Here is a 22,766-nt window from a genome sequence, read left to right as displayed (position 1 = left end):
ATGGCAAAATCAATCCACCTTACAGACGTACGCAAAGTGTTCAAATCCGGCGGTAAAGAGTTCGAAGCAATTGACAACCTCTCCCTCGATATCCCGGCAGGATCCTTTACGACTATCGTTGGGCCCTCCGGCTGTGGGAAGACGACAACACTCCGAATGCTTGCAGGGTTAGAGACGCCAACAAGTGGACAAATCCACTTCGGGGAGGAGGAGGTGACCAATCTCAGGCCACAGGAGCGAAATATTGCAATGGTTTTCCAAAGCATTGCACTTTACCCACATATGAGTGTTCGTGAAAACATTGGCTACGGATTGAAGATCGCAGGAGTTTCACAAGCCAAGCGCAACGAATCAATCGAAGAGGCCGCCCGAACGCTGCAAATCACGGATCAGCTTGACAAAAAACCAGCTGAGCTCTCTGGTGGTCAACAGCAGCGTGTCGCCCTCGGAAGCGCCTTCGTTCAGAACCCTGACGTGCTTCTCTTAGACGAGCCGATGAGTGATCTCGATGCTAAACTAAAAGCAGAGTTGCGAGTCGAAGTTCAGCGACTCCACCAAGAACTCGATACGACTATTGTCTATGTCACGCACGATCAAACGGAAGCGATGACGATGAGTGATAACGTCGTCTTGCTTAATGAGGGTTCCCTTGAGCAGTTCGATCCACCGAAAACCCTGTTCGATTATCCGACGTCAGAATACGTTGCCCGATTTATTGGGACACCGTCGACGAATGTTCTTGAATGCCGGATAGAAATCATCGATGGGGTACCCGCGGTCACAGGTCATGGACTAGAAATCCCATTACCAAACCAGGATCTATCCGCGTTTACTGGTGACGATATCAAGATCGGGATTAGACCACAGTATCTTTCGCTTGGAACTGGTGACCACTCAGTCGAGGCGACAGTTGAGGTTGTCGAGCCCCTTGGAACGGAGTCTGTAGTTCATGCTCGTACGCTCGATGATACACGATTAGATATTGTTTCTGCTGCCGCCGATGATCTCGCACCTGGGGAGTCGATTGCAGCATCATTCGACAAGGATCATCTTTATTTCTTCGATGCGGACGGAGCAACGCAACTGTTCGGTGAAGAGCTTACTGAAAACCAATCACAAGCACAATGGGGGTCAGAACAATGACAACCGATAACTTGCCACTTTCTGATATTACCGTCCTTGAGCTGGGCCATATCGTTGCAGGCCCCTTCTGTACGCTCACACTCGCCGATCTCGGTGCAGAAGTGATCAAAATCGAAAACCCAAATGGAGGTGATGCTGTGCGTGATTCAAGCCCGACTGGAAATAGCTCGTTCAACTACGTCAACCGTGATAAAAAGAGTCTAACACTGAATCTGAAGGCCGATCGCGGGCATGCCGTATTTATCGACCTCGTTAAGGAAGCAGACGTTATTGTTGAGAATTTCGGGCCGGGCACGACTGATCGACTAAACATCGGCTATGCTGATTTGAAAGAGCACAATGAACAGCTCATCTACTGTTCGATTAAAGGTTTTAATCCAGGACCGTACGAGGACTATCCAGCACTTGACCCGGTTGCAGAGGCAATGAGTGGCTTAATGAGTACGACAGGTAATCCCGGACAGCCACCCGTCCGTGCCGGAACAAGTATTGCTGACATGGCTGCATCGCTGTATGGCGTAATCTCTATCCTTAGTGCGCTTCGACAGCGGGATACAACAGCCTCGGGACAGCATATCACGGTTCCTCTGTTCGAAAGTACGGTTGCGCTGATGGGCTATTGGTTAGCATATACACAAGCCTATGACGATATCCCGGATTCTCTCGGTGCAGGGCACCCGAATTGGTCGCCGTATGACGTTTTCAAAACCCAGGACGAGAAGTGGGTTTTCGTGGGGCCGTCGTCAGAACGTCAGTGGAAACGGCTTTGCACGGAATTTGACCTTCCATTTGATGATGATGAACGATTCGCTACAATCGAGGATCGACGGCAAAATGACGACGAACTAGTAACATTACTTCAGGCCGAATTTCAACAGTTCGACCGAAAAGAGCTTGTTTCTCGACTCCGTGATGTGAGCGTTCCGGTAGCACCGGTGCAGAACCTCCAAGAGGTTGTCGACGATCCTCATCTAAACATGACTGATGCACTTACAGAAATAAACACTGTAGAAGGGAACGAAACAGCGATTCAAGTACCTCGATTTCCGGCGCAAAGCACTGGATTTCAGCAGGGAAAAAATCGAGACCCTCCACAGTTAGGAGAAAATACGATCGCGATTCTCACCGAGTTCGGATATTCAGCAGAAACAATCGAACAACTGGCGTCAGATCAGATTATCTGACATCCTTCGCGAGTGCAACAGCCTCTTTGAGGTGAAGATCTTTATTTTGATTTTCGAGTTCGCTAAGAAGGAGCTCGATTCGATTGTCAGTCGGATCCAGATTTGCTCGTTCTAGTAATTTCTTCGCTGCCCCTGTTCCCGTTGATGGCCCAAATAGCAAGTGTCGTTGCCCGCCGAAATCTGCAGGGTCAAACGGTTCGAATGTGGCTGGAGTATCTAGCATCGCAGCCGTATGGAGGCCAGATTCGTGTTCGAATACTCCCTTCCCAAGTATTGGTTTCTGTGGTGCAATGTCCTCGTCAAGGATATCAAGAATCGATTCGAGTGCGGGAATCAATTGACCTTCGTCGACACCGAGCGCGGTAAAATCGGCTTCCCGAGATTGGGCGATAACAAACTCTTCGAGGGCAGTGTTTCCTGCTCGTTCTCCAACACCAGCAACAGACACGTCGATTTTACCAACTCCATAGTTGCTCGCTGCAAGTGCATTTGCCGTCGCTAAGCCCAAGTCATCATGAAAGTGAACTCCGATTTGGGATAAGTCAGTAGCGAGGTCAGTGAGCGTTTCTTCGACCATCCTCGGAGTTTGCGATCCGACGGTATCGGCGATTGTAACGTAGTCTGCATTTACACGACTAATTATTTCGTTCAAGAAACCGGTCTCTGTTCGAAATCCATCCATTGCGGAGAAATGTACCTCACGTCCAGTTTCGTGAGCGTAATCTAGGGAGGCATCGATACGTGAGAGTAGTTCTTCTCTATCCACACCAAGGATATGAGAGCGCTGTAGATCACTCGTTGGAGCGAATAAGTCAATAACATCAACTCCCGCATCTGCTGCTGCATCGATATCCTTTTGAATTGCACGCGCAATACCAGTCGTTTTTGCCGTAATATCAAGATCGGCACAGACTTCCTTTGTCTGGGAGTCAGCGACAGGAAACCCAAGCTGGATATATTCTATACCCAATTCTGACAGATTTTCTGCTACAGCTATTTTTTGCTCGGTGGTGTACGTATATCCGGACCGTTGCTCACCTTCACGGAGTGTAATGTCTAACAGTTCCATAGAATATGATGTCGGAGAGACCGTATAGACTTTCCGAGAAATAGATGTTTCACTGTACATTTTGTTAGCAACTCGGGGAATAACGAGAGAAGAACCTCATTCACCATGTTATCAATTGGAATATCTCGATGAAGAAGGGATTTAGCGCCTGTATTCAGTTAAAGTAGTGCTGTTTATTTAACGATTGTCCTTATAGTTAAACGGCATCTATTTGACACTGTGTTTAATTCGAAATTCGTAAGCGATTATCAATCGAGAAATCCGCGAAGCAACGTCCGTCGCGTGGTATTGCGCATGTTTGAACATTTGACGTGACATAAATGAAAAGAGTGAGACGGAATTAGGCTGGCGATTCCTTCCGACCCGTGCGCACGCATTCTTAGAACCGGAAGCCACCGAGGCCGTAACCGGAAGCCACCGAGGCCGTCATAGTCACAGCCTTCTGATTCGACATTGTCTCCGTCCAATGGGAACGCCGTCAGCGTACCGTTATCAGTCGCGGTTTCGACAGCAGCCATGTGCTTACAGAAGGCGGAGCGGTGGACATAGTGCAGACACGTGCAGGCCATCAACTTGCCGGTCACGTCGTCGAAGGAGACGACGTACTGGTGGTCTGTGGGATTCTCGTGGCTCTCATTGGTGACTTCTACGAGTCCGGGGGCATCGACGGTGAAGGAGAATTGCTCCCACGGTGCGCGTTTCTGTGCTGTCTCGGCAGCTTCACGGGTTGCAGCGGGTTCGTACGCAGAAGATTTGAGGAACCAGCTGGAGCGATTCACAGTAGGAGTAGAACGTTTGAACGAAATATTCAAATATTCAGATAGCGAATATCTTCATACGGGAAGGTGATTGTACCTATAATTCGCCCCGTAGTGAATTGGTCAACGAAAGGCACTAAATGGCCACTTCAGACAGATAGGCAAGGAAGGTACAGGCACGAATAACATCCATGCCCACATTTACCGAAGAAAAGAAAAAGCAAGTCCGTGAATCGCTTCGTAACACAGGATATGAGCTGTTTGCTCAGTACGGTATACGAAAGACGACAATTTCAGAACTCACAGAAGCCGCAGGAATCGGCACTGGGACATTCTACCAATACTATGACTCCAAAGAAGAACTATACGTAGACATCCTCGAAGAGTACAACAAGGAACTAATTCCTCGATTACTCCAAAATTCCGTTGAGGCCTATGACGACCCAGAAATGGCCATAGCAGCGTTACTCGAAGAGACTCTAGACGAGTTTGAATCGAATCCACTTCTCAAGCAAATCATTATCGAGGATGAAGTAAGTTACATACGTAATCAGATCTCTGCTGAGGAAATCTCAGAGAGGAGAAATAGTACAATAGAAGTCTTCCTTCCATACATTGAACACTGGTACGACGAAGGGAAAGTCGTAGGGACGGATCCAGAAAGTATTGCACATTCGATTCGAGCGGTTGCTCGCATTGCTCACCAAAAAGAGCAAATCGGAGAGGAACGATATCCCAAAGTTCGAGATACCCTTATCGCTGCCGTTGCTGCGGGACTAACACGCGACAGTGATGTGACGGAGAAGTCCGATGACTAACCGTGGAAAAATCCGCTCCAGTACCCCGTACGTTATTTCCTTGAGTGACTCGGAAGCGACTACGCATGACCTTGTCGGTGGGAAGGGAGCGAATCTTGCACAACTCGTTGCAGCAGGGGTTCCAGTCCCGGAAGGGTTCTGTGTGACCACTCATGTGTTTCGAGAGCTTATCGACGATGAGCAAACTAGAGAGTTGATCGATGAGATTTCGGAACTCGATCTGGAAGATAGCGCGGCAGTTTCCGACAAAGGGGCTGCCCTTCGTCATCGAATCGAAGAACTCAACATCTCTACGGAAATTCGAGAAGAGATAGAGAGTGCCCTTAGCAAGATTGGAAATGGATCCGAAATAACATACGCTGTCCGTTCAAGTGCAACAGCTGAAGATCTCCCAGACGCGTCATTCGCCGGCCAACAAGAAACCTCACTGAACGTTCAAGGAGTGGAGGATATCGTTGACAGTATCCGATCTTGTATGGCAAGTTTGTTCACTGACCGTGCGATTGCGTACCGAACCAAGAATCAGATACCACATGACGATGTTGCCCTTGCAGTCGTCGTCCAGCGGATGATCAACCCAGAAGTATCCGGCATCCTCTTCACCGCTGATCCAATGACCGGAAATCGTTATACTACTACTATCGAGGCTGGACTCGGTCTTGGTGAGGCATTCGTCTCGGGTGAGGCAACCACCGATTCGATCCGTGTAGACACACAAACTGAAGAGATCCTTGATTACGAAATAGGTGATCAGCAAATCGCGATATATCCACATCCAGAGAGTGGAACAGAGACAATTGAACTGCCACTATCCAAGCGAACAACTCGTGTACTGACTGACGAGCAGGTTCGGACTCTAGTGGCAGTGGGGAAAGAAATTAGTAATCTATTCGAGTCGCCACAGGACATCGAGTGGTGTCTCGAAGACGGAGAGGTGTACGTCGTCCAATCTCGTCCAATTACTTCACTGTTTCCCGTTCCGTCGCCCGGACCAAAAGATGATCAGCTTCACGTCTATGTCAGTTTGGGGCATGCGCAGGCGTTCGCCGAAGCGATGCCTCCTCTGGTTCGGGATATCTGGATGGCATATACGCAGACGACATTCGAGGAGTTCGGATTTGGAAGTGACACGCAGTGGGCAGCAGAGGCAGGTGGCCGAGTTTACATGGATGTCACGAAGCTACTACAGATTAGAGCGCTTCAGGATCTCCTCCCGAAGCAATTGGCTGCAACAAGTGAACCGATGGGAGCAGCACTCGAAGATATTGTACATCGACGTGGTAACGAGTTTTTCACAAAGCGGTCAGCAACTGAGAAATTAGCTGCAATTCCTGGACTCGCTACTGCAGCATGGACAGGAACGAAAACGAGTCGACCACTCCTCATAGCGATGGCAAGTGGTTTCCTTGGGGCCTTCATTGGTACACCGGCTCCACCGGAGAGTGAGGAAGCCAAATGGAAAGCATGGGGAATGAATATCGCTACACAGGTGCGTGCTCCCGACAACCTTGCAGAACGCTCTCATGCTATTTTCAATCTTCTTGACGAGGCAATCAAATTCCCGTCGACAGGTCCGTTGTTAGCTGCAATAACGGCAGGAATCTGGTTGGAGCAAAGATTCCCAAATAACGCTGAAGATGTCAGCGCTATCGAGAGAGGCTTTCCACACGAATTGGTGACGCGGATTAATCTTGGACTTGGTGACCTTGCAGACATCGCTCGCGACAATCCAGCGGTTGCCGATGCACTGCAACGAGATGCGTCTCTCGAAGAACTCAAATCCGTGGAAGGGGGTGAGAATTTCATAGCCGCACTGGATAAGTATCTTGACGAGTTCGGACATCGTGCGACAGGTGAAATCGATATCAGTCGTCCACGCTGGAGTGAAGACCCATCTGGGTTGCTCGCGACAGTTCGTGCAAACCTCGAATACGGGGAAAAAGAAGAACACCGTGAACACATCCGAGAATTGGAAAGTGAGGCTTCGGAGGCAGCAAAACGACTTGAGGAACTAGCCGATCATGGAGTTCTCGGGTCGGTTCGAAAACGACTGATTCGCCAACTCATTCGAACCTATCGCGGCTACATTCAGACTCGTGAGTATCCAAAACAAGGTTCGGCGTATATGTTTGCTTCATGGCGTGATACCTTGTGTGATGTTGGTGAGCAATTTGTCTCAGAAGGTAAGCTAGCTGATCCGGACGATGTCTGGTTCCTTCGAAAAGAGGAATTGTTCGCTGCGCTTGAGGGTGGTTCAATAGACGTCAACGTCAAGGACCGACGTGCAGAATTTGAGCGCTATGCATCGATGGACGCACCACCGGTATTGACGAGTGAAGGTGAAGCTCCGAGCGGACATATCAAGCGCACAGATGTGCCCGATGGGGCTCTTGTTGGAACCGGCGTTTCAGGCGGTATTGTTGAAGGAGTAGCTCGAGTAGTTCGAGATCCTGCAGAAGAAACGTTTAAAAAAGGAGAAATTCTCATCGCGCCGTCCTCCGACCCTGGTTGGACGCCGCTGTTCCTGAACGCAGCAGGAATGGTCGTGGAAGTCGGTGGCCAGATGAGTCACGGGGCTCTCGTTGCACGCGAATATGGCCTGCCGGCAGTTGTTTCGGTTCCCGAAGCTACACGTCGTATCGAAACTGGTCAACGAGTTCGAGTCAATGGAACGGATGGGTTTGTTGAGCTGTTAAAGTGAACCGCTAAACTGGCGATGTTTCATCCGCACTCATCGGCCTTCATTTATTATATTCGCATGAGTGATATCAGGAGATACTACATCAGTTCAGTGGTCTGCGAGTGGCTAAGCGGCTTGATCAGAGTAGCCACACCGTCTATATGACGAGCTTTGTCAGGAATACAGTGGGCCATGTCGTTATGGTGATTATCTCTGCGTTGCTCATCGTCCTATTCGGTGGCGGTGGTAGTGCAAATCAGTTCAGTATTGTCCCAATGAGGCTGTCCGAACGTGGATTCACCATAGCGCCCATGAATGGAAGACTGGCGGCTATTGATCTGACTGATATGCGGGTTCGACTGTAACGGTTTCATTTAGTTCTTCTTCCATTGCTGGCTCGTGGCAATGGCAAGCCCATTCCGATAGAATACGAATATAGTTCGATAGAAGCATGAAATGAAAAATCGCCTGGCACTGATCGCTGTAAATTTCCCAACTCAACAACTATCCCTAATGTTTTTTGTTGTATGACCCGACTAGGGGGTGGAATGCCATTAATAGAAACCGAAGGAGTAAATGTCATACCGGAATCGGAACGAACACGAGGGTTTTGGCAAATTTTCACCATTTGGGCAGGTTTCAGCATCGTTATTACCAACTTTCTGCTTGGATCGTTGACCGTCGGAGCAGGGTTGTGGATTGGTATCGCGGCCGTAGTCATGAGCATCCTACTGGTCGGAATTATCGTCTATTATGGAACGTATATCGCCTCCGAAGAAGGAACCGCAGGAACAACAGCCATGCGCGCAGCGTTTGGTGTCAACGGTCGTGCGATCCCCTCGTTGGCAGTTGTACTAGCTACGGTCGGTTGGTTTGGTGTTCAGACCGGCATCGTCGCGGCAAGTACCCAAGGAATTCTCACCAATTTCGGTATCACCTTCCCGTATATGTTTGAAATACTCGCGCTCGTTCTTGGGCTGCTGATGGCGTCAGTCGCGATTTTCGGGTATGAGTGGATCGAGATACTGAACAAAATTGCAGTGCCCATCATGACCGTTTTGCTCGCACTTGTGGTGTATCAAATACTCACGCAGTATGGTCTCAATCTTGCAGGTAGTGGGGGGAGTGGAATGTCATTCTGGGCGGCACTGAATATTTTCCCTGCGGCAACGGCAGCGTTCTTTATCGTTGCGATGGACTACGGTCGCTATGGCACGCCTGTTGATCCGAAGCAACCGTCGTGGGGCGCGACACTTGCGTGGATCATTTTTGGGATCGCATTAGCGGTTATCGGCATCCTGGCAGCGATCGCGGCAGGTGATTGGAACCCGGTGAATATCATGGTCAAACTCGGGCTTGGGTGGGTTGGACTGATACTTCTCATCGCCGGTTCGTGGACAACAAACGTAACCAACGTATACGTCGGTGGAATCGCTCTCTCTCAACTAACGGGGATGAAACGTGTGACTATGACGATGCTCACAGGTGCCATCGGAACAATACTGGCAATCATGGGCATCTTTAGTTTTGGTGGGATTGATGCCTTCTTGGGAGCACTGACGATCACACTCGTTCCGACAACCGGCGTGATGCTCGTTCACTATTATCTGTTTGAACACGGGATCGATGACCAAGCACTGTTCCAACATGGCGGAAAATACTGGTACCTATCTGGCTGGCATCCTGCTGCCATCATTGCGTGGTTTGTTGGTGCGATCTATGCAATCTGGGCAAACGGGTGGATCCCAGGTTTCGCAGGCGCACCTTATCTCGTTCCAGCGCTCACGAGTGCGGTCGTTGCTGGCATCATATATTATAGCCTTAAGAATCCTGTCGAGGAATGGATTCGTAATCGATCTCCGACTAGCACTCGAACGGCTGATTAAACGAGAAATAATCCCCTTTATCTGTCTCTGTCAATCAGTTTGCCGCTGGGCTCGCTTGCGATCAAGTGCAGAACCAATTTACCAGCAACGATTATGCAAAAGCGGAACGAGAATACTAGTATGGAGTTCGGGGTATATCTCAATCAGTATGGTGATCGTCGAACTGACTTTTCGTTCGAGGAGATGATAGAACAAACAACCGAACTCGAAACACTTGGTTTTGACACCGCAGCAGTCGGCGAACGCCATTTCTATGACGATGGTTTCTATGACGTCTTTTCCTGTCTCACAGCTATGGCTGCTCGAGTCGATCAAATCGATTTGATGGCGAACATCATCATTCTCCCCATCTATCATCCGATCCATCTCGCCGAGCGCATCAGCGCCATCGATCAGCTGATGAACGGGAGAACTCGATGGGGTGTGTCCCTCGGGTATCGCGAAAGCGAACTCGTGAATTTTGGTGTCCCAATGGATCAGCGTGTTCCGCGGTTTATCGAAGGGCTGGAGATTCTCAAGCGACTGCTGGAAGGAGAGCGCTTTGATTACAATGGAGAGCACTACCAGTTCGAAGACGTCTTTGTTCGGCCTGCGCCCGTGCAGAATCCTCGTCCGAAATTTTGGGGTGGTGGGAATGCCACCGTCGCGATCAAGCGGGCGGCCTATCGCTGTGACGGGTTCACTGCCGCAGTAACCATTCCAGAGGAACTCGAGCGCGATATTCAATTGTATCGTGAGTCACTGGAAGATTTCGGCAAGAATCCTGATGAAGGTGACGTCACAATTATGGTCGATGGCTATGTTGGTGAGACGACCGAAGCTGCCTACGATGCGGTCGATCCATATCTACTTGATCTCACTGAAAAATACATCAAATGGGGGAATCCGGAATTCACGGGACGGCCGGACTTCGATGACATTGAAGAACAAACAATGATCGGAACGGCCGACGAAGTAGCCAAGATGGTTGCGACATACCGAGATATTGGCGTCGACCATTTGATCTTTCGGACACAGTTCCCGGGAATGGATGGGCAAACAGGGATGGACAGTGTTCGTCGGTTTGCAGACGAGATCCTCCCGCGATTTCAGTCGTAGACGGACGATCAGTGACTATCCACCCTTGTTTCTGGATTGTGGCCGTCAAACACCGAACGTGCGCAGGCTCATCGATACAGTTCAGTAGCGTTGGCAACCCAATCGAGATTTCGTTCCGGCAACAGCCCGTAATTGTAGAACGATATCCGTGGAACGTCCTCGTCAGCCAGCACATCAACCATTTCCGCCACCGTTTTAGGATCATGAATGGCCGGATGTCCAGGAAGTATTCCGACATGCAACTCCGCATCAGGGGAGAGAGTGCGCGCCGTTCGAAGCTCGTCAAGAACGGCCGTCGTTGAGGACTCGTAGGCGGTAATCGTGATAAAATCGAGGTGAGACGACAGTTTCGAAAGATCCGCCCCCTGCATCCATGTGTCTGCGACAGAGATCAGGCCAGCATAGTAGCCGAGATCGGCATCGACAATTGCACGAAATTCCGCAAACAAATCTGCAAGGGTGTCAGTTCGAACAGCAGTGTATTTGATGACGTTTGGGTGTGCACAGAACCAGCTGGCGAGATCAAAATCGGCGGGAAGTGTCCCCTCGGCAATCGCGTCAATGGTCGCGACGCAAGTTTCTCGAGCAGCTTCGGTGTCGACACCGGCACTCGTTGCGATTGCTTGGCAGTGATCGCAAAAGCAAAGTCCGAAGAGGAATTCTCCGAGATGGCCGAGATCCGTATGAAATTTGTCGTGATGCCAGCCGAAGCCACGGCCATGAAAGTAGTCGAACGATTCGAGTTCGATCCGCTCGAAGGAGGCTCGCTCATCGAGATCGGCTAAGAGCGAGCGAAGATATTCCTGCACATTAGGATTTGACGGGCAGAGCCCGAATGCTAGTGAATCACCGTGTGGTGTCTGCAATGTCGCATCTGGATACTCCAAGCCGAGTCGTGAGTTGTGACACCCGACTGTCCAAGAATTGAGCGTCAGATCCGTTGTTGTGATCGCATCACCGATTGTTTCCAGCCAATCGTTTCCATTCATCCCTTCATATGGAACCGGCGTGAGCCGACCGTAGCCGTCGTTTGGCTGGAAATAAGAACTGGCACGGGCGAAGAGCGTACGACGCTTTGGGTTATGGGGTAGGAACGCCTGTACGTGGTGGTAGTTGGTCGCCAGATTGACCTCGCTAACACCGATCGTCTCTAAACGGTCTGCAACGTTTTCGACACCCTCGTCGAGCAGGTCCCAGGGGTAACACCAGGCTGCAAACTCCATAGACCAGCTTCAACGATCTGCGTATTGAAACTGTCCTGCAACACGAGTGTCGATCATCCGGCATAAAAATACTCTCTCGGGTGATTCTGGCGCACGAGTTTTCAAGGATCCTCTCGTATAGAGTAATGGTACCTATGCGCATCGAACGAGTAACTATCCATCAGTATAATATCCCCCTCGAAGAGCCGTTTGTGACCGCGCTTAATCCGATTCCCGAACTAGAGCGTGTACTCGTTGAGGTTGAAACCGACGTGGGAATTACTGGGCTGGGTGAGGCAGCGCCCGCCTATGAGGTGACTGGTGAAACCCAACGATCGACCGCAGCTGTGATCGAGGATATCCTGGCACCGCTCGTTCTCGATACGAACCCACTCGACATTGAACGGATCGTGGGTGATATGGAGGCCCTCGTTGACGGCTCGCGAACAGCTCATGCCGGGATCGAACTTGCACTCCAAGACATCCGGGGGAAAGCTGCCGAAATGCCGTTGTACCGGTTGCTCGGTGGGAATGCCACGGAATCGGTGATTAACGTGCCCAAGGTACTGTCGATAAAAGATCCAGGCGAGATGGCAGAGGATGCGGTCGATGCTGTCGAAGCTGGATACAAGCAGATAAAAATCAAGGTAGGCGACAAGCCGGAAACTGATGTCAAACGGGTAGAGAAAATTGCCACAGCAGTGCCGGAATCTGTGAGTCTCAAAGCGGACGCCAACCAGGGGTGGGGTGATGCAAAAACGGCGCTCCGAGCACTTCAGGGAATCTCAGACTATCTCGACGTGATTGAGCAACCAGTTGCCAAGGAGAACGTCGAAGACCTCGTCACACTCCGTAATCGTGTCGATATCCCAGTAATGCCAGATGAGTCCGTCAAAACTGCGAGCGACTGTCTCGATCTCGTGAACCGTGGTGCTGGGGACATCTACAATATCAAGTTGATGAAGACTGGCGGCATAGGAGAAGCAATTAGGCTGAATACCGTCGCAGAAGCCGATAACCGACCTACCCAGCTCGGGTCGATGGTCGAAGGAGGTGTCGGTACTGCTGCCGGAGTACACTTTTGTCTCGCCTTTGAGAACGTTATTTGGAACGAAATGGTCGGACCGTTCATGACGACAGCAAACGTAACTGACCTCGATTTTACGGTTCCGGAAATCAGCGTTGAGGGCCCTGGACTCGGGATTGAAATCGATCGCGACAAACTTGATGAACTACGGACCGATTGCACAGTCATTGGGAGGCAATAAGCATGACAGGAAATCGATTGGCCGACCGTATGTCCGCAGTCGAACAATCACCGATTCGGCAGATGTTCGATCTCGCCAAACGAGCAGAGGCGGCCGGTCGTGACGATCTCGTTCACCTCGAAATTGGCGAACCAGACTTCGATACTCCTTCCCACATTACTCAGGCAGCCTTTGACGCAGCGACCGCTGGTGCGACTCATTATACCTCGAATGCTGGACTCCCAGAGCTACGCAAAGCAATCGCCCAAACGACCGATTCGACCCACGGCTTCACGGTTGACCCAACCACGGAGGTCCTCGTTACAACCGGCGGGATGGAAGCACTCGCGCTTGCGATGCTCGTGACGGTCAATCCGGGAGATGAAGTTCTCCTTCCGACACCCTCATGGCCAAATCACCGAACACAAGCAATTCTGGCCGGTGCAACGCCGATTGAAGTGGCACTCGATCCCGATGATGGATTTACACTCGATCCCGAACGCGTAATTGATTCGATGACTGATCGGACCGCAGCGGTGATGTTAGCGACACCATCGAATCCCACGGGCCGGGTGTTCGATCCAGACGCCGTTCGAACGGTAGCCGATGCCGCAGCAGAACGAGATGCGTATGTAATTGCCGATGAAGTGTACAGCCGATTACTGTATGGTGAGTACCAGACAGGGATCGCGGGCTATGTTGATTCTCCGGATCACGTTCTGACTGTCGAATCTTGCTCGAAAACGTTTGCAATGACCGGTTGGCGTGTTGGATGGCTGTTGGGTCCCGAAGATGTGGTTTCTGCAGCAACCATACTGCGAGAGAGCACGACTGCCTGCACGTCAACCATCTCCCAACACGCCGCGATTGCGGCACTCACCGGTCCGATGGACGAGGTAGAAGCAATGCAACTGGCATTCGAAGAGCGGCGTGACTCTGTAGTCGATCGTATAGCGGATATTGACGGGGTTTCATGTCCACCACCTGAAGGTGCCTTCTATGTATTCATTGACGTAGGCGATTTCGGCGAATCGAGTCTCTCAATGGCGAAACAAATCCTTGAGGACTACGGGGTGGTCACTGCACCAGGGTCAGGGTTCGGGGGAGCTGGTGAGGGACAACTGCGGTTGAGCTTCGCGAACAACTTGTCTCGAATCGAAGAAGGGCTGGATCGTATCGAAGCATTCGCGGCCGATAATCGGTGATGGTGAACGAATTTGACCAGTTGTTAATCGTGATCGAATTGAGGAGAGAAACAATCATCTCGTTATCAAAGTGGGTTCGAACAGATGGTCAGGAAAGGAGCTGAGTGAGTGCTCCCCGGTATGTTTCGGCAGTCGCTGTGAGATCCGCGATCTGAACCGACTCATCGACAGTATGGGCGTCGTGTTCGATGCTGCCGGGTCCGAATAAGACAGTTGGTATTCCCGCGTCGTGGATGAGAAAACGGGCATCGGTCGCCGCGTTAAATCCAACTGCGTCAGCAGAGACACCGTCTGTTTGCGCTGCGCGGCGCAGCGCATCGACGAGCGGATGATCTGGAGAGATTTCGGCCGCACGGGCAAAGACAGTGCGATCAACCTGGACAGACACTGGCTTGTTATCGAAAATAACTCCATCGAGAAGTTCCTGGAGGCGGTGGTCGAAGCGGTTCGGATCAGTCTTTCCGGGATGGAATCGCCAGTCAACCGTCGCAGTCGCCATGTCTGGAACTACATTCGGAGCGATACCGCCCTCAATTTCGGTGACCGTTATAGTCTCTGGAGCCAATGATGGATGATGCTCTTCTCCACGAAGGCGATCATCTAACGTCTCAATACGATCTAACACATGGTTCAGACCTGTAATAGCGTTAATCGCATCGTCTGGACGACCGGAGTGACCGCTTTCGCCACGCACCGTTAGGTTGTAGCGAGCAACCCCTTTTTGCGCAGTACAGATCTGAAGGTTCGTTGGTTCGCCGATGATGGCAGCATCAGCATCGATACCTCGATTAACGAGTGTTTGCATTCCCGCTCCGTTTGTTTCTTCGTCAACGACAAACGCGATTATCACTTGACCCGGATCGTCAGTCGTTTCGTAGTACGCTTCGGTTGCGAGTATCTTCGCTGCGAGCGCTCCTTTCATATCAGCGGCGCCGCGGCCGACGAGACGCCCATCACGGACTATGGGCTCATATGGATTAGCGCTCCAGTCGGCCGCATGTGCTGGAACGACGTCGGTATGTCCGGCCAAGAGAACGGAACCGTTTGTGGGATTTCCCACACGAGCGACGACGTTTGGTCGCCTGGGGGCGACCTCGTAGAACTCAATATCGAATGGTACTGGAGACGATTGTAGACGTGTTTTTAGATAATCGCCGACACCGTGCTCGTTGCCCGGGGGATTCTCGCTCTCTTGTCTAATCAGATCGCTCGTGAGTTCGATGATTTTCTCATTCATTGGTTGGGTTATGGTCTCGCGCGTTGATCGTATTGCACCCTTTCGTCGACGGCTACTGGTCTGTGTAGACTGCGTAAAGCAACAAAAGAAATAGAATCGGCATTATGTGGCACTTCGGTCATCCCTTTGCATTTCGACTGATTACTATTAGTGATTCTCGATAGAATTCGGATCCTTCACTGTTTGGTCGCTTCTGAAGTGGGTTTGTAGCCCATCATAGGGTGGTGAGGTTCCCCCACGTGAGGACACTGCCAGGCGTTATACGGATGATTGGGCGCTCTTCTAACGCATGAGTCGCATACTGCGCATACTTCTGCCGTAATGAGGTAACCGCCGGAGCATGGTCTGATTCGCTCGGGAGAAGGTGGGTCGCAGTACCACGGATTTGAACCCAACCGAGTTTCGACCAATCTTCGGTATAATGATCGATGAGAAGATTCACGCGGGGGTTTTCATTGATATCTCGGCTGCGTTGCAGTGTTACTGCCGAGCGCTTCTTTGGCTTCTCATCAATAGGTGTGACAATTGTCTCGTCCAGCAGGGCAAAACAAACAGGTACTGAATGTGGTCGGCCGTCGCTGTCGGCCGTTGCCAATCGCCCAATCCGTGCGTGGGTGATATAGTCGCGCTGTTCCTTGTCGAACATACGAAATTTACGGCTGCGGGCAACAAGAGAGTGCTGTCGGTGTAATGATGTGGTACCTTCCTGCAACAACTGGTTTAGACGCTTTTCTCTGGGAAACACATCGCTAGTTCCTATTCTCGACGCGAAGTGGCCATTGCGCTCGCCAGAGTTGTGTTGTTCGAGGTTACAGACTGTCTTCGAGCACTGATAGCGTAGAATTCGACTACTACAATCTTCGCAGACGAGCCACCAGTTCGTCGATTTGAACCGCTCGCAGTGCCGCGTTGTGTCGAGGGTGTCGGTTCAACGCTGGAGCGCTCGCCGTAGTTCGCATCGCCGAACTCGTGGGACTGCCATGCGTTAATCAATTCGTGGCGAACGGTTTCGCTGCATTGTTCCCAGCCCTGCGAGTCGTAGCCATCCCTGGTGAGCGAGATCGTAATCTCGTCTATTACATGGATGTAAAAGAATACCGCTCAGGCCAGCGGGAGAACACTCGAAAAGACGAGCACAGCAATGATACCAGTCACGGAAATGACCGTTGTGAGTGCAGTCCACGTCTTCAACGTTTCCGCTTGTGTAAGTCCTCCAATTTCTTTGACTAACCAAAACCCAGAATCGTTGTACCAGGAACAAATGTTTCCACCAGCACCGATCGCCATCACTAGATATGCTGGGTGGACAGTGAGCTGTCCCGTCAGTGGAGCCATAATTCCTGCCGTGGTAAGCATGGCAGCTGTCGCCGACCCCTGTGCAATGCGGACAATAGCGGCGATGAGCCAAGCTGTCATCAACAAGCCAATCCCAATTCCCTCGAGACTGCTCGCGATGTAAGAACCGATTCCGGAGGCAGCGAGCAAGGCGCCGAACGCCCCACCCATCGCAGTAATTGCGGCAATGTTTCCACCACTTTTCAGCGCTTCGGTGAGCTCTTCCTCCCAGAGTGAACGCGAGAGGTCGGACCATCGGAGGTAGGTAAGCGCAGCTGCGATTGCTGCAATGGTCAATGCAACATTTTTGTCTCCGATGAATGCGACTACCGGCTGCAAACTCGAAAGTGCTGGAGCCGTTGATTGGAAGGTGTCAACAACAGTGTATGAACTGACCAGCACGATCGCGAGAATGATCGGAGCAGCTGATTCAAGCACTCCCGGAAGCATCTTCGTATCGCGATTCGCACGTTCTTCGAGTTCACTCGTCGTTGTCCCCATCGCATCGCGCAGCGGGATAGTGATTCGGCTATTGATCCAGCGCCCGTAGACAAGACCACCCATGATAGCCGCCGGAAGCGCCACCATAACGCCGACGAGCATGGTCATTCCAAGGTTGACACCAATCTCGCTCGCGACGGCTAACGGTCCAGGTGTTGGTGGAATGAAGACGTGGGCTGTCGCAGCACCAGCACCAACAACGACGAGATACAACGCGTAGTTCTTCCCTCTCCGAGCACGCATCGAGCGCGCAAGTGGCGCCAGAAGGTAAAACACACTGTCGAAGAACACCGGAATTGCAAGAACAGTACTACTACTCCATAGTGCAATGTCAGAATTGTCTTTGCCAACTGCTGATTGGAATGTACGGACAATGCGCTGAGCAGATCCACTTTCCAGCATCGACTTTCCGATAACAGCGGCCATCAGAATCGGAATACCGATTCCCGCCATTCCATCTCCAAATGCAGTGGCTGTCTTTGTTGCAGCGTCACCAAAAGTGAAGTCCGCAACAAATACTGCATTGAGGAGCCCGACTCCGAACGCAGCGATTGCTAACCCGATAAACGCCGGGAGATCCCAGACAACCAATAGGAGGATGACTAAGATCAGTCCGACGGCGAACGTCAGGAGTGGACTGTGTGCAAATTCAATTGCCATGTGTTACACGGCGTGATCCTTATTGTATATTGAAAACCTTTTCCTTTTACTGAGGGAATTCAGTAAATACATCCAAAATTAGCCATATATACTGTACTTTAATGTAGTTTAAACTGTTATATATGGAACATACACTAATTTTATTATTCCCGATGATACCAATGATATATGGAACATGCACTCGCCGTGATTGAACCAACGGACGCGGCAAAGGAGCTTGTAACTGAAGCAGGTATTATTGCAGAATCTCTAGACGCTACTCTACTCCTCACACATGTAACCACTGGGAAGGAGTATAGTGCTCGTCGTGAAGCTATGGAATCGCTCATGAGTAGCTCTGCAAACTATACCGCTGACGATGCTCAGGAGGGAGCGGAGCAATTTGCAAGTGATATGGGTAGTGAACTCCTCACAGATCGTGACGTCGAATATGAAGTGAGAGGATATCTTGGGAATAAGGCTACAAAAATCCTCGACGCTGCAGAGGAGTACGATTGTGACCACATCTTTCTTGCAGGCCGCCAGCGCTCACCAACCGGAAAAGCCCTATTTGGCGATGCAACCCAGAGGGTTATCCTTGATTTTGATGGGCCCGTTACCGTGGTTACTGATTAACGCGTAAATAGCCTACTTTCACGCTTCGTACAGTTTCGAGATTGATCAACGTTCTCTGCAATACAGATGTTAGGTTGATTGATTGCAGAGCGAAGCAAAATTCACTCGTAGATATTTTCTAGTGGACGTCTGCCAGGATGAGGAGAACGCTGAGTCGACTCACATCACGATACTTGCGACCATCCATGTGAGTAGGAGAATGGCTCCCCACAGGAGTAACTGAAATAGCAGAAACAGTCGAATTTTGAATGCTGACTAACTTGGTCCTATGTTATCAATACTTATTACTCAGCGGATATTTGTCATTTCGAATCACACCAATCGTAGACAGGTACTACTGCTGGAATCCCCTTGAAAGGGAAGCCCTGCTGTTTACGACGGGGAGGATTTCACGCAGTCACTTGGTCGGCAAGACTATCGACATCCTCGAGATTATCGGCCATTAAAACCAACCGGAGTCGAGGACGTCCAACATCAATTGGGACTTTCTCTGTGTCGATCAGGTCACGATCCTCGAGTCGTGTTTTTGTCCGGGAAAATGTTGCTTTGCTTGCGACTCCCGTGTCCTCGCCCCATTTACTGATGTCATAGAGCAACTCATTGTTGTTCGCCGCGACCAACAACGCGATTGTTACTACATCAAGGTCATCGTCTTCACCTGGTACCGTCTCAACCGATTCGAGCATCATCATAAAGTCGTCTTTGACATCATCCCCAAATTCATCGCTGAGTGTTTCTTGTACACGCGATAGCGGTGGCATTCGTACAGTGAATTCGTCACCCGTTTCCCACTCGTCCATAAATGTAGTTCGCACGTTCTCGACGAACGCCTCATCCGTGGAATGGAGTCCGGTCAATTCATCATCTAATGTTACTACTGAGACAACTTGCTCGTCACTGATGAGAAGTGAACTCCGTGCAATATCAGTCGTCGTCCGAAGTGAAAGAGTTCCTTGATCGATCAAATCTGCGATTTGACTCGCCAGGATGAAATCTTCGACAGCTGCTTTCAACAAATCGGGGGTCGCAAGTACCTGGAGGTCAGGGAGTTCATCGTCAAACTCGGTTGCCGTCAGAATCACTGTTCGAAATACATCCGATGCAGGGTTCACCACAAGGATTGTGTCTGCATCTTCGAAGAGTGAGCGGGTCATCTCGGCGAATTCCTGATCAAGGACGCTAGCTTCTGAGGACATACTCACATATGGGGAAACGGACATTTTTGTTCTAATCCCATTACTAATTGGCAAGTGAGAGCTTAAACTAGCGAATGAACAGCTTAGCTCGGGTAGGGAGCTCTATGAGATTTTCCCTCGTAGCGTTTTGAATTGCTGCAGAGGTAACGATTGTTTGCCGAACATGGTATATTTTCAACATTTATTGTTGGCATTCTCTCATGGCTGTAGCTCTACCGTAATCTCGTCAGCGGTTTGCTGGGCCGTTGTCAGCTCCCCTCTTCTTGTTGTTTAACCGGTCGGCGCTTTAACTTGAAGGAGTCTACGACCCAGCGAGCGGTATTGGCCGGAAATTCAGACTCTCGTATTACTGCGAGAATATCATCGCCACTTGCTTTTTCCGCAAATCACCCCCGATCATCACGCTTACTCTCGGTCATAGCACATAGTATCTTAGCCTTCTCTTTAAACCCGACTCCTATGTGTAATTCTGCAAGTTCAAAACGATAATACTGTATCTCACATAGGACATGGTGACAAAAACGGTTTCCTCGGGCGTGTAAAATGGTCGAAGTCACCACCGAGAGCCACGAGAACCCAAGCGTTCGCCAGGTGTCTATTCCCCGCCAAGATCGCAAGATGATTCCAAGGTGGAGCACTGTCACCTGTACCAAGCCACGGTCCATCGAACACGCTGTCGAACTTCCGTTGCGTAATATTCAAATACTCTAACATAACGGGGCGCATAACAATATTCGAATAGCTCATTGGATAATTTGCAAGCGTCGCAGGGGTGCCGATTCCCATCGACCCTAACCGCGGCGCTTCTGCCCAACGAACCGTATCTCACGCCAAGTCGTTTACCTGGTCGTGTCGTTTCCCGGCACGACCGTACCGCTCTCTGGAGGGGGTTTCCGGAAGCGAGGAACGGGTAGCTTGTTGGTAAAAGCACCATCGTCATGCGGAGGTTCTCGCATGCACCGATGGCGGCCACTTAGTGGCCCCGGTGGTTCGATTCCACCCCCGTTCGTGTTTTCCCTTACCAATTGTGAACGATTCACCACTGTGGCGTCAATACTCTTGGACACCACTTCAGCACTGACCTACTATTAGGGTGGTATCGCGGCCGCGTTTGGGTATCAATACGTCATTCTTGTTCATCGCTCGTCTATGACCCTATCTTTAATCAGCGAGAGAATCCCGCCGTTTACGGCGGGCGTGAATCGCGTAAGCTCCATTCCACAAACCACGACTACAGCATACCGAATACCCCACGGAGTAAGCTTTAATATATTTGGCCGAGTAGATATCGGTGAGGCCAAATGAAGTACAACCTGCAAACCGGGTCGCACACCGTCTATGCGCTCCAATATCACTTTGTGACCGTTACAAAGTATCGCGCAGACGTACTCTCTGATGAAATCAGCGAACGTATTGGAGAGGTAGTGAATGACCTCGCAGGCGACTTTGGCGTTGAAATCCAGAACGTGAACGGTGGAAGCGACCACATCCACATCTTGTTCACTGCGAAGCCAACCACCGATATGACGAAGTTCATAAATTCGATGAAAGGCGTCACGTCACGGAAAATCCGTAGCGAATACCCCGAAGTCAAACAATCGCTCAAGGATTCGTTCTGGCAACCGGGGTATTTCCTCGCAAGTACTGGGCAAGTGAGCATTGACGTTCTTATGGACTACGTGGAGAATCAGTGATGTCGGAGACAGCAACCAAAACGCTCCAAGCGACATTTGCCCCACCGACCACTCACAAGGAGGAGAAGCTACAGGATACGCTCGAAACGTACCGCGAGGCGTTGGACGAAGCGTTCGATTCAGGCGCGGATACGATGGGTGGCGTCAGTGACGTTGTGACGCCCTACGACTTACCGTATCAAGCTAAAGCCGCGCTGTGTAGCTACGTCCCGAAGCTCCGCAAAACGTACAACGCTCATGAAATTGACAATGAGCATCCGCTTCGACTCACGAACCAAGCCGCGAAGTTCGACCACTCGGACGAACGTGAATACAAATTTACGTGGTGGGCACCGCGACCGGGGCGTGGTACGAACTTCTGGATTCCACTTCGGATTAATCCCGAGCAGAAATCGCTGTGGTTCGACTTGCTGAACGAAGACGCAAAAGCAGGTGAGATACGGCTACAGAAACATCGGAAAAATTGGGTACTTCACGTCACCGTCGAGTACTCGATTGACGAACCATCGACGGACGGAGACACCACACCAATCGGGCTTGATATCGGTGAGACTGCGCTAATTACGGGCTGTGCCCTCAAGCGCGGTACGCCGACAAGACCCATTCTTTGGAGTGGCAAACGTGCGAAACACCTCCGCAAGGAGATGTCCACCACGCTTCAGCGACTACAGAAACGCAATGCAGAGTGGCGAATTGACGAACGGTTCGGCTACTACCAGAACGCACTCACGGACATCGTGGAGAAAGCCAGCCGCGAAGTAGTGGAGTACGCTACTGGTTTCGAGAATCCGATAATCGTGATGGAGGACTTGACGTACATCCGCGAGCGGTTAGATTACGGCAAGTACATGAATCGGCGTCTTCACGCGTGGGCGTTTGCACGATTGCAGGGCCGCATTGAAGACAAAGCCCGTGACGCTGGTATCCCGGTCGAATACGTCAATTCCGCCTACACAAGTCAAACGTGTCACGAATGTGGCCACATCGGAAAACGCGGTTCGCAAGCGGAGTTCCGATGTACGAACGAGGAGTGTCACGTTTCGACGTTTCAGGCGGATATCAGTGCCGCCGCAAGCATTGCTCAACGGGTTGACCCGTGGGGAGAGAGTTGCACTTGGAAAACGTGTGACGATGACTCGCCACGGGATGGGAGCGGTTGTGACACCGCCGTAAGACCACCCAAGCGGAGCGCACCTACGCAGATGACGCTTGGCGCGTATGAGTCTTAAAACCTTACC

At 50.8% G+C, this 22,766-nt stretch carries 18 protein-coding genes; 11 read left to right on the top strand and 7 right to left on the bottom strand.

Annotated features, from left to right (window positions below):
* Positions 1-1,143, top strand: a complete 1,143-nt coding sequence (locus LIX15_RS31805; protein WP_227778840.1) for an ABC transporter ATP-binding protein — start codon at positions 1-3, stop codon at positions 1,141-1,143.
* Entirely contained in the window at positions 1,140-2,327 is a 1,188-nt protein-coding gene (locus LIX15_RS31800) for a CaiB/BaiF CoA transferase family protein (RefSeq protein WP_227778838.1), read from the top strand. The genes LIX15_RS31805 and LIX15_RS31800 overlap by 4 nt, the downstream gene beginning before the upstream one ends.
* Here the strand turns inward: LIX15_RS31800 and LIX15_RS31795 are convergent.
* Both LIX15_RS31795 and LIX15_RS31790 read right to left on the bottom strand, forming a co-directional pair.
* The gene (locus tag LIX15_RS31795) at positions 2,320-3,396 is read right to left on the bottom strand and encodes a LeuA family protein (protein ID WP_227778836.1); all 1,077 of its coding nucleotides are present in this window, start codon (positions 3,394-3,396) and stop codon (positions 2,320-2,322) included. The genes LIX15_RS31800 and LIX15_RS31795 overlap by 8 nt on opposite strands.
* A gap of 248 nt (positions 3,397-3,644) precedes the next feature.
* A complete protein-coding gene (locus LIX15_RS31790) occupies positions 3,645-4,175 on the bottom strand; it encodes a hypothetical protein (protein WP_227778834.1) in 531 nt (176 codons plus the stop codon).
* 170 nt (positions 4,176-4,345) lie between these two features.
* On the opposite strand from LIX15_RS31790, the gene LIX15_RS31785 reads away from it, so the two are divergent.
* The 4 genes from LIX15_RS31785 (at position 4,346) to LIX15_RS31770 (ending at position 10,636) form a co-directional block, all read left to right on the top strand.
* Positions 4,346-4,972, top strand: coding sequence for a TetR/AcrR family transcriptional regulator (locus LIX15_RS31785; protein ID WP_227778832.1), 627 nt, complete (start codon positions 4,346-4,348; stop codon positions 4,970-4,972).
* Positions 4,965-7,673: a phosphoenolpyruvate synthase gene (locus LIX15_RS31780; protein ID WP_227778831.1), complete on the top strand. Its 2,709-nt coding sequence runs from the start codon at positions 4,965-4,967 to the stop codon at positions 7,671-7,673. Before LIX15_RS31785 ends, LIX15_RS31780 begins: the two co-directional genes overlap by 8 nt.
* Before the next feature lie 527 nt (positions 7,674-8,200).
* Positions 8,201-9,538 carry a purine-cytosine permease family protein gene (locus tag LIX15_RS31775; protein ID WP_227778829.1) on the top strand — a complete coding sequence of 446 codons (1,338 nt, stop codon included), beginning with the start codon at positions 8,201-8,203 and terminating at the stop codon, positions 9,536-9,538.
* A 120-nt stretch (positions 9,539-9,658) separates the two neighbouring features.
* Entirely contained in the window at positions 9,659-10,636 is a 978-nt protein-coding gene (locus LIX15_RS31770) for an LLM class flavin-dependent oxidoreductase (RefSeq protein ID WP_227778827.1), read from the top strand.
* 68 nt (positions 10,637-10,704) lie between these two features.
* Here the strand turns inward: LIX15_RS31770 and LIX15_RS31765 are convergent, their stop codons facing one another.
* Complete coding sequence (locus tag LIX15_RS31765) at positions 10,705-11,859, bottom strand: hypothetical protein (RefSeq protein ID WP_227778826.1); 1,155 nt, start codon at positions 11,857-11,859, stop codon at positions 10,705-10,707.
* Between the two features lie 80 nt (positions 11,860-11,939).
* On the opposite strand from LIX15_RS31765, the gene LIX15_RS31760 reads away from it, so the two are divergent.
* A complete protein-coding gene (locus tag LIX15_RS31760; protein ID WP_227778825.1) occupies positions 11,940-13,106 on the top strand; it encodes a mandelate racemase/muconate lactonizing enzyme family protein in 1,167 nt (388 codons plus the stop codon).
* A 2-nt stretch (positions 13,107-13,108) separates the two neighbouring features.
* Positions 13,109-14,290: a pyridoxal phosphate-dependent aminotransferase gene (locus tag LIX15_RS31755; RefSeq protein ID WP_227778823.1), complete on the top strand. Its 1,182-nt coding sequence runs from the start codon at positions 13,109-13,111 to the stop codon at positions 14,288-14,290.
* Positions 14,291-14,378: 88 nt separating this feature from the next.
* Here the strand turns inward: LIX15_RS31755 and LIX15_RS31750 are convergent, their stop codons facing one another.
* The 3 genes from LIX15_RS31750 to LIX15_RS31740 all read right to left on the bottom strand — a co-directional run bounded on the left by LIX15_RS31750 (position 14,379) and on the right by LIX15_RS31740 (position 18,023).
* A complete protein-coding gene (locus tag LIX15_RS31750) occupies positions 14,379-15,527 on the bottom strand; it encodes a M20 family metallopeptidase (protein WP_227778822.1) in 1,149 nt (382 codons plus the stop codon).
* A gap of 214 nt (positions 15,528-15,741) precedes the next feature.
* The gene (locus LIX15_RS31745) at positions 15,742-16,173 is read right to left on the bottom strand and encodes a TIGR03668 family PPOX class F420-dependent oxidoreductase (protein ID WP_227778820.1); all 432 of its coding nucleotides are present in this window, start codon (positions 16,171-16,173) and stop codon (positions 15,742-15,744) included.
* A 455-nt stretch (positions 16,174-16,628) separates the two neighbouring features.
* Positions 16,629-18,023, bottom strand: coding sequence for a GntP family permease (locus tag LIX15_RS31740; RefSeq protein ID WP_227778818.1), 1,395 nt, complete (start codon positions 18,021-18,023; stop codon positions 16,629-16,631).
* A 168-nt stretch (positions 18,024-18,191) separates the two neighbouring features.
* Between LIX15_RS31740 and LIX15_RS31735 the strand changes: the two genes are divergently transcribed.
* Positions 18,192-18,638 (top strand): universal stress protein, encoded by a 447-nt coding sequence (locus tag LIX15_RS31735; RefSeq protein ID WP_227778816.1) that lies wholly within the window; start codon positions 18,192-18,194, stop codon positions 18,636-18,638.
* Between the two features lie 389 nt (positions 18,639-19,027).
* On the opposite strand, the gene tbsP is transcribed toward LIX15_RS31735, so the two are convergent.
* Positions 19,028-19,834 (bottom strand): transcriptional regulator TbsP, encoded by an 807-nt coding sequence (gene tbsP / locus LIX15_RS31730; RefSeq protein WP_227778814.1) that lies wholly within the window; start codon positions 19,832-19,834, stop codon positions 19,028-19,030.
* A gap of 1,301 nt (positions 19,835-21,135) precedes the next feature.
* Here tbsP and tnpA point away from each other — a divergent pair.
* Together tnpA and LIX15_RS31720 are read left to right on the top strand one after the other, a co-directional pair.
* Positions 21,136-21,528 (top strand): IS200/IS605 family transposase, encoded by a 393-nt coding sequence (tnpA, locus tag LIX15_RS31725; RefSeq protein ID WP_227778813.1) that lies wholly within the window; start codon positions 21,136-21,138, stop codon positions 21,526-21,528.
* Positions 21,528-22,757, top strand: coding sequence for an RNA-guided endonuclease InsQ/TnpB family protein (locus LIX15_RS31720; protein WP_227778811.1), 1,230 nt, complete (start codon positions 21,528-21,530; stop codon positions 22,755-22,757). Before tnpA ends, LIX15_RS31720 begins: the two co-directional genes overlap by 1 nt.
* Positions 22,758-22,766 lie beyond the last annotated feature (9 nt).

The organism is Haladaptatus pallidirubidus (genome assembly GCF_020700235.1).
Taxonomy (GTDB): domain Archaea; phylum Halobacteriota; class Halobacteria; order Halobacteriales; family Haladaptataceae; genus Haladaptatus; species Haladaptatus pallidirubidus.
The sequence above is the reverse complement of the archived record's forward strand: the minus strand, read 5'-3'. Positions and strand labels throughout refer to the sequence as shown.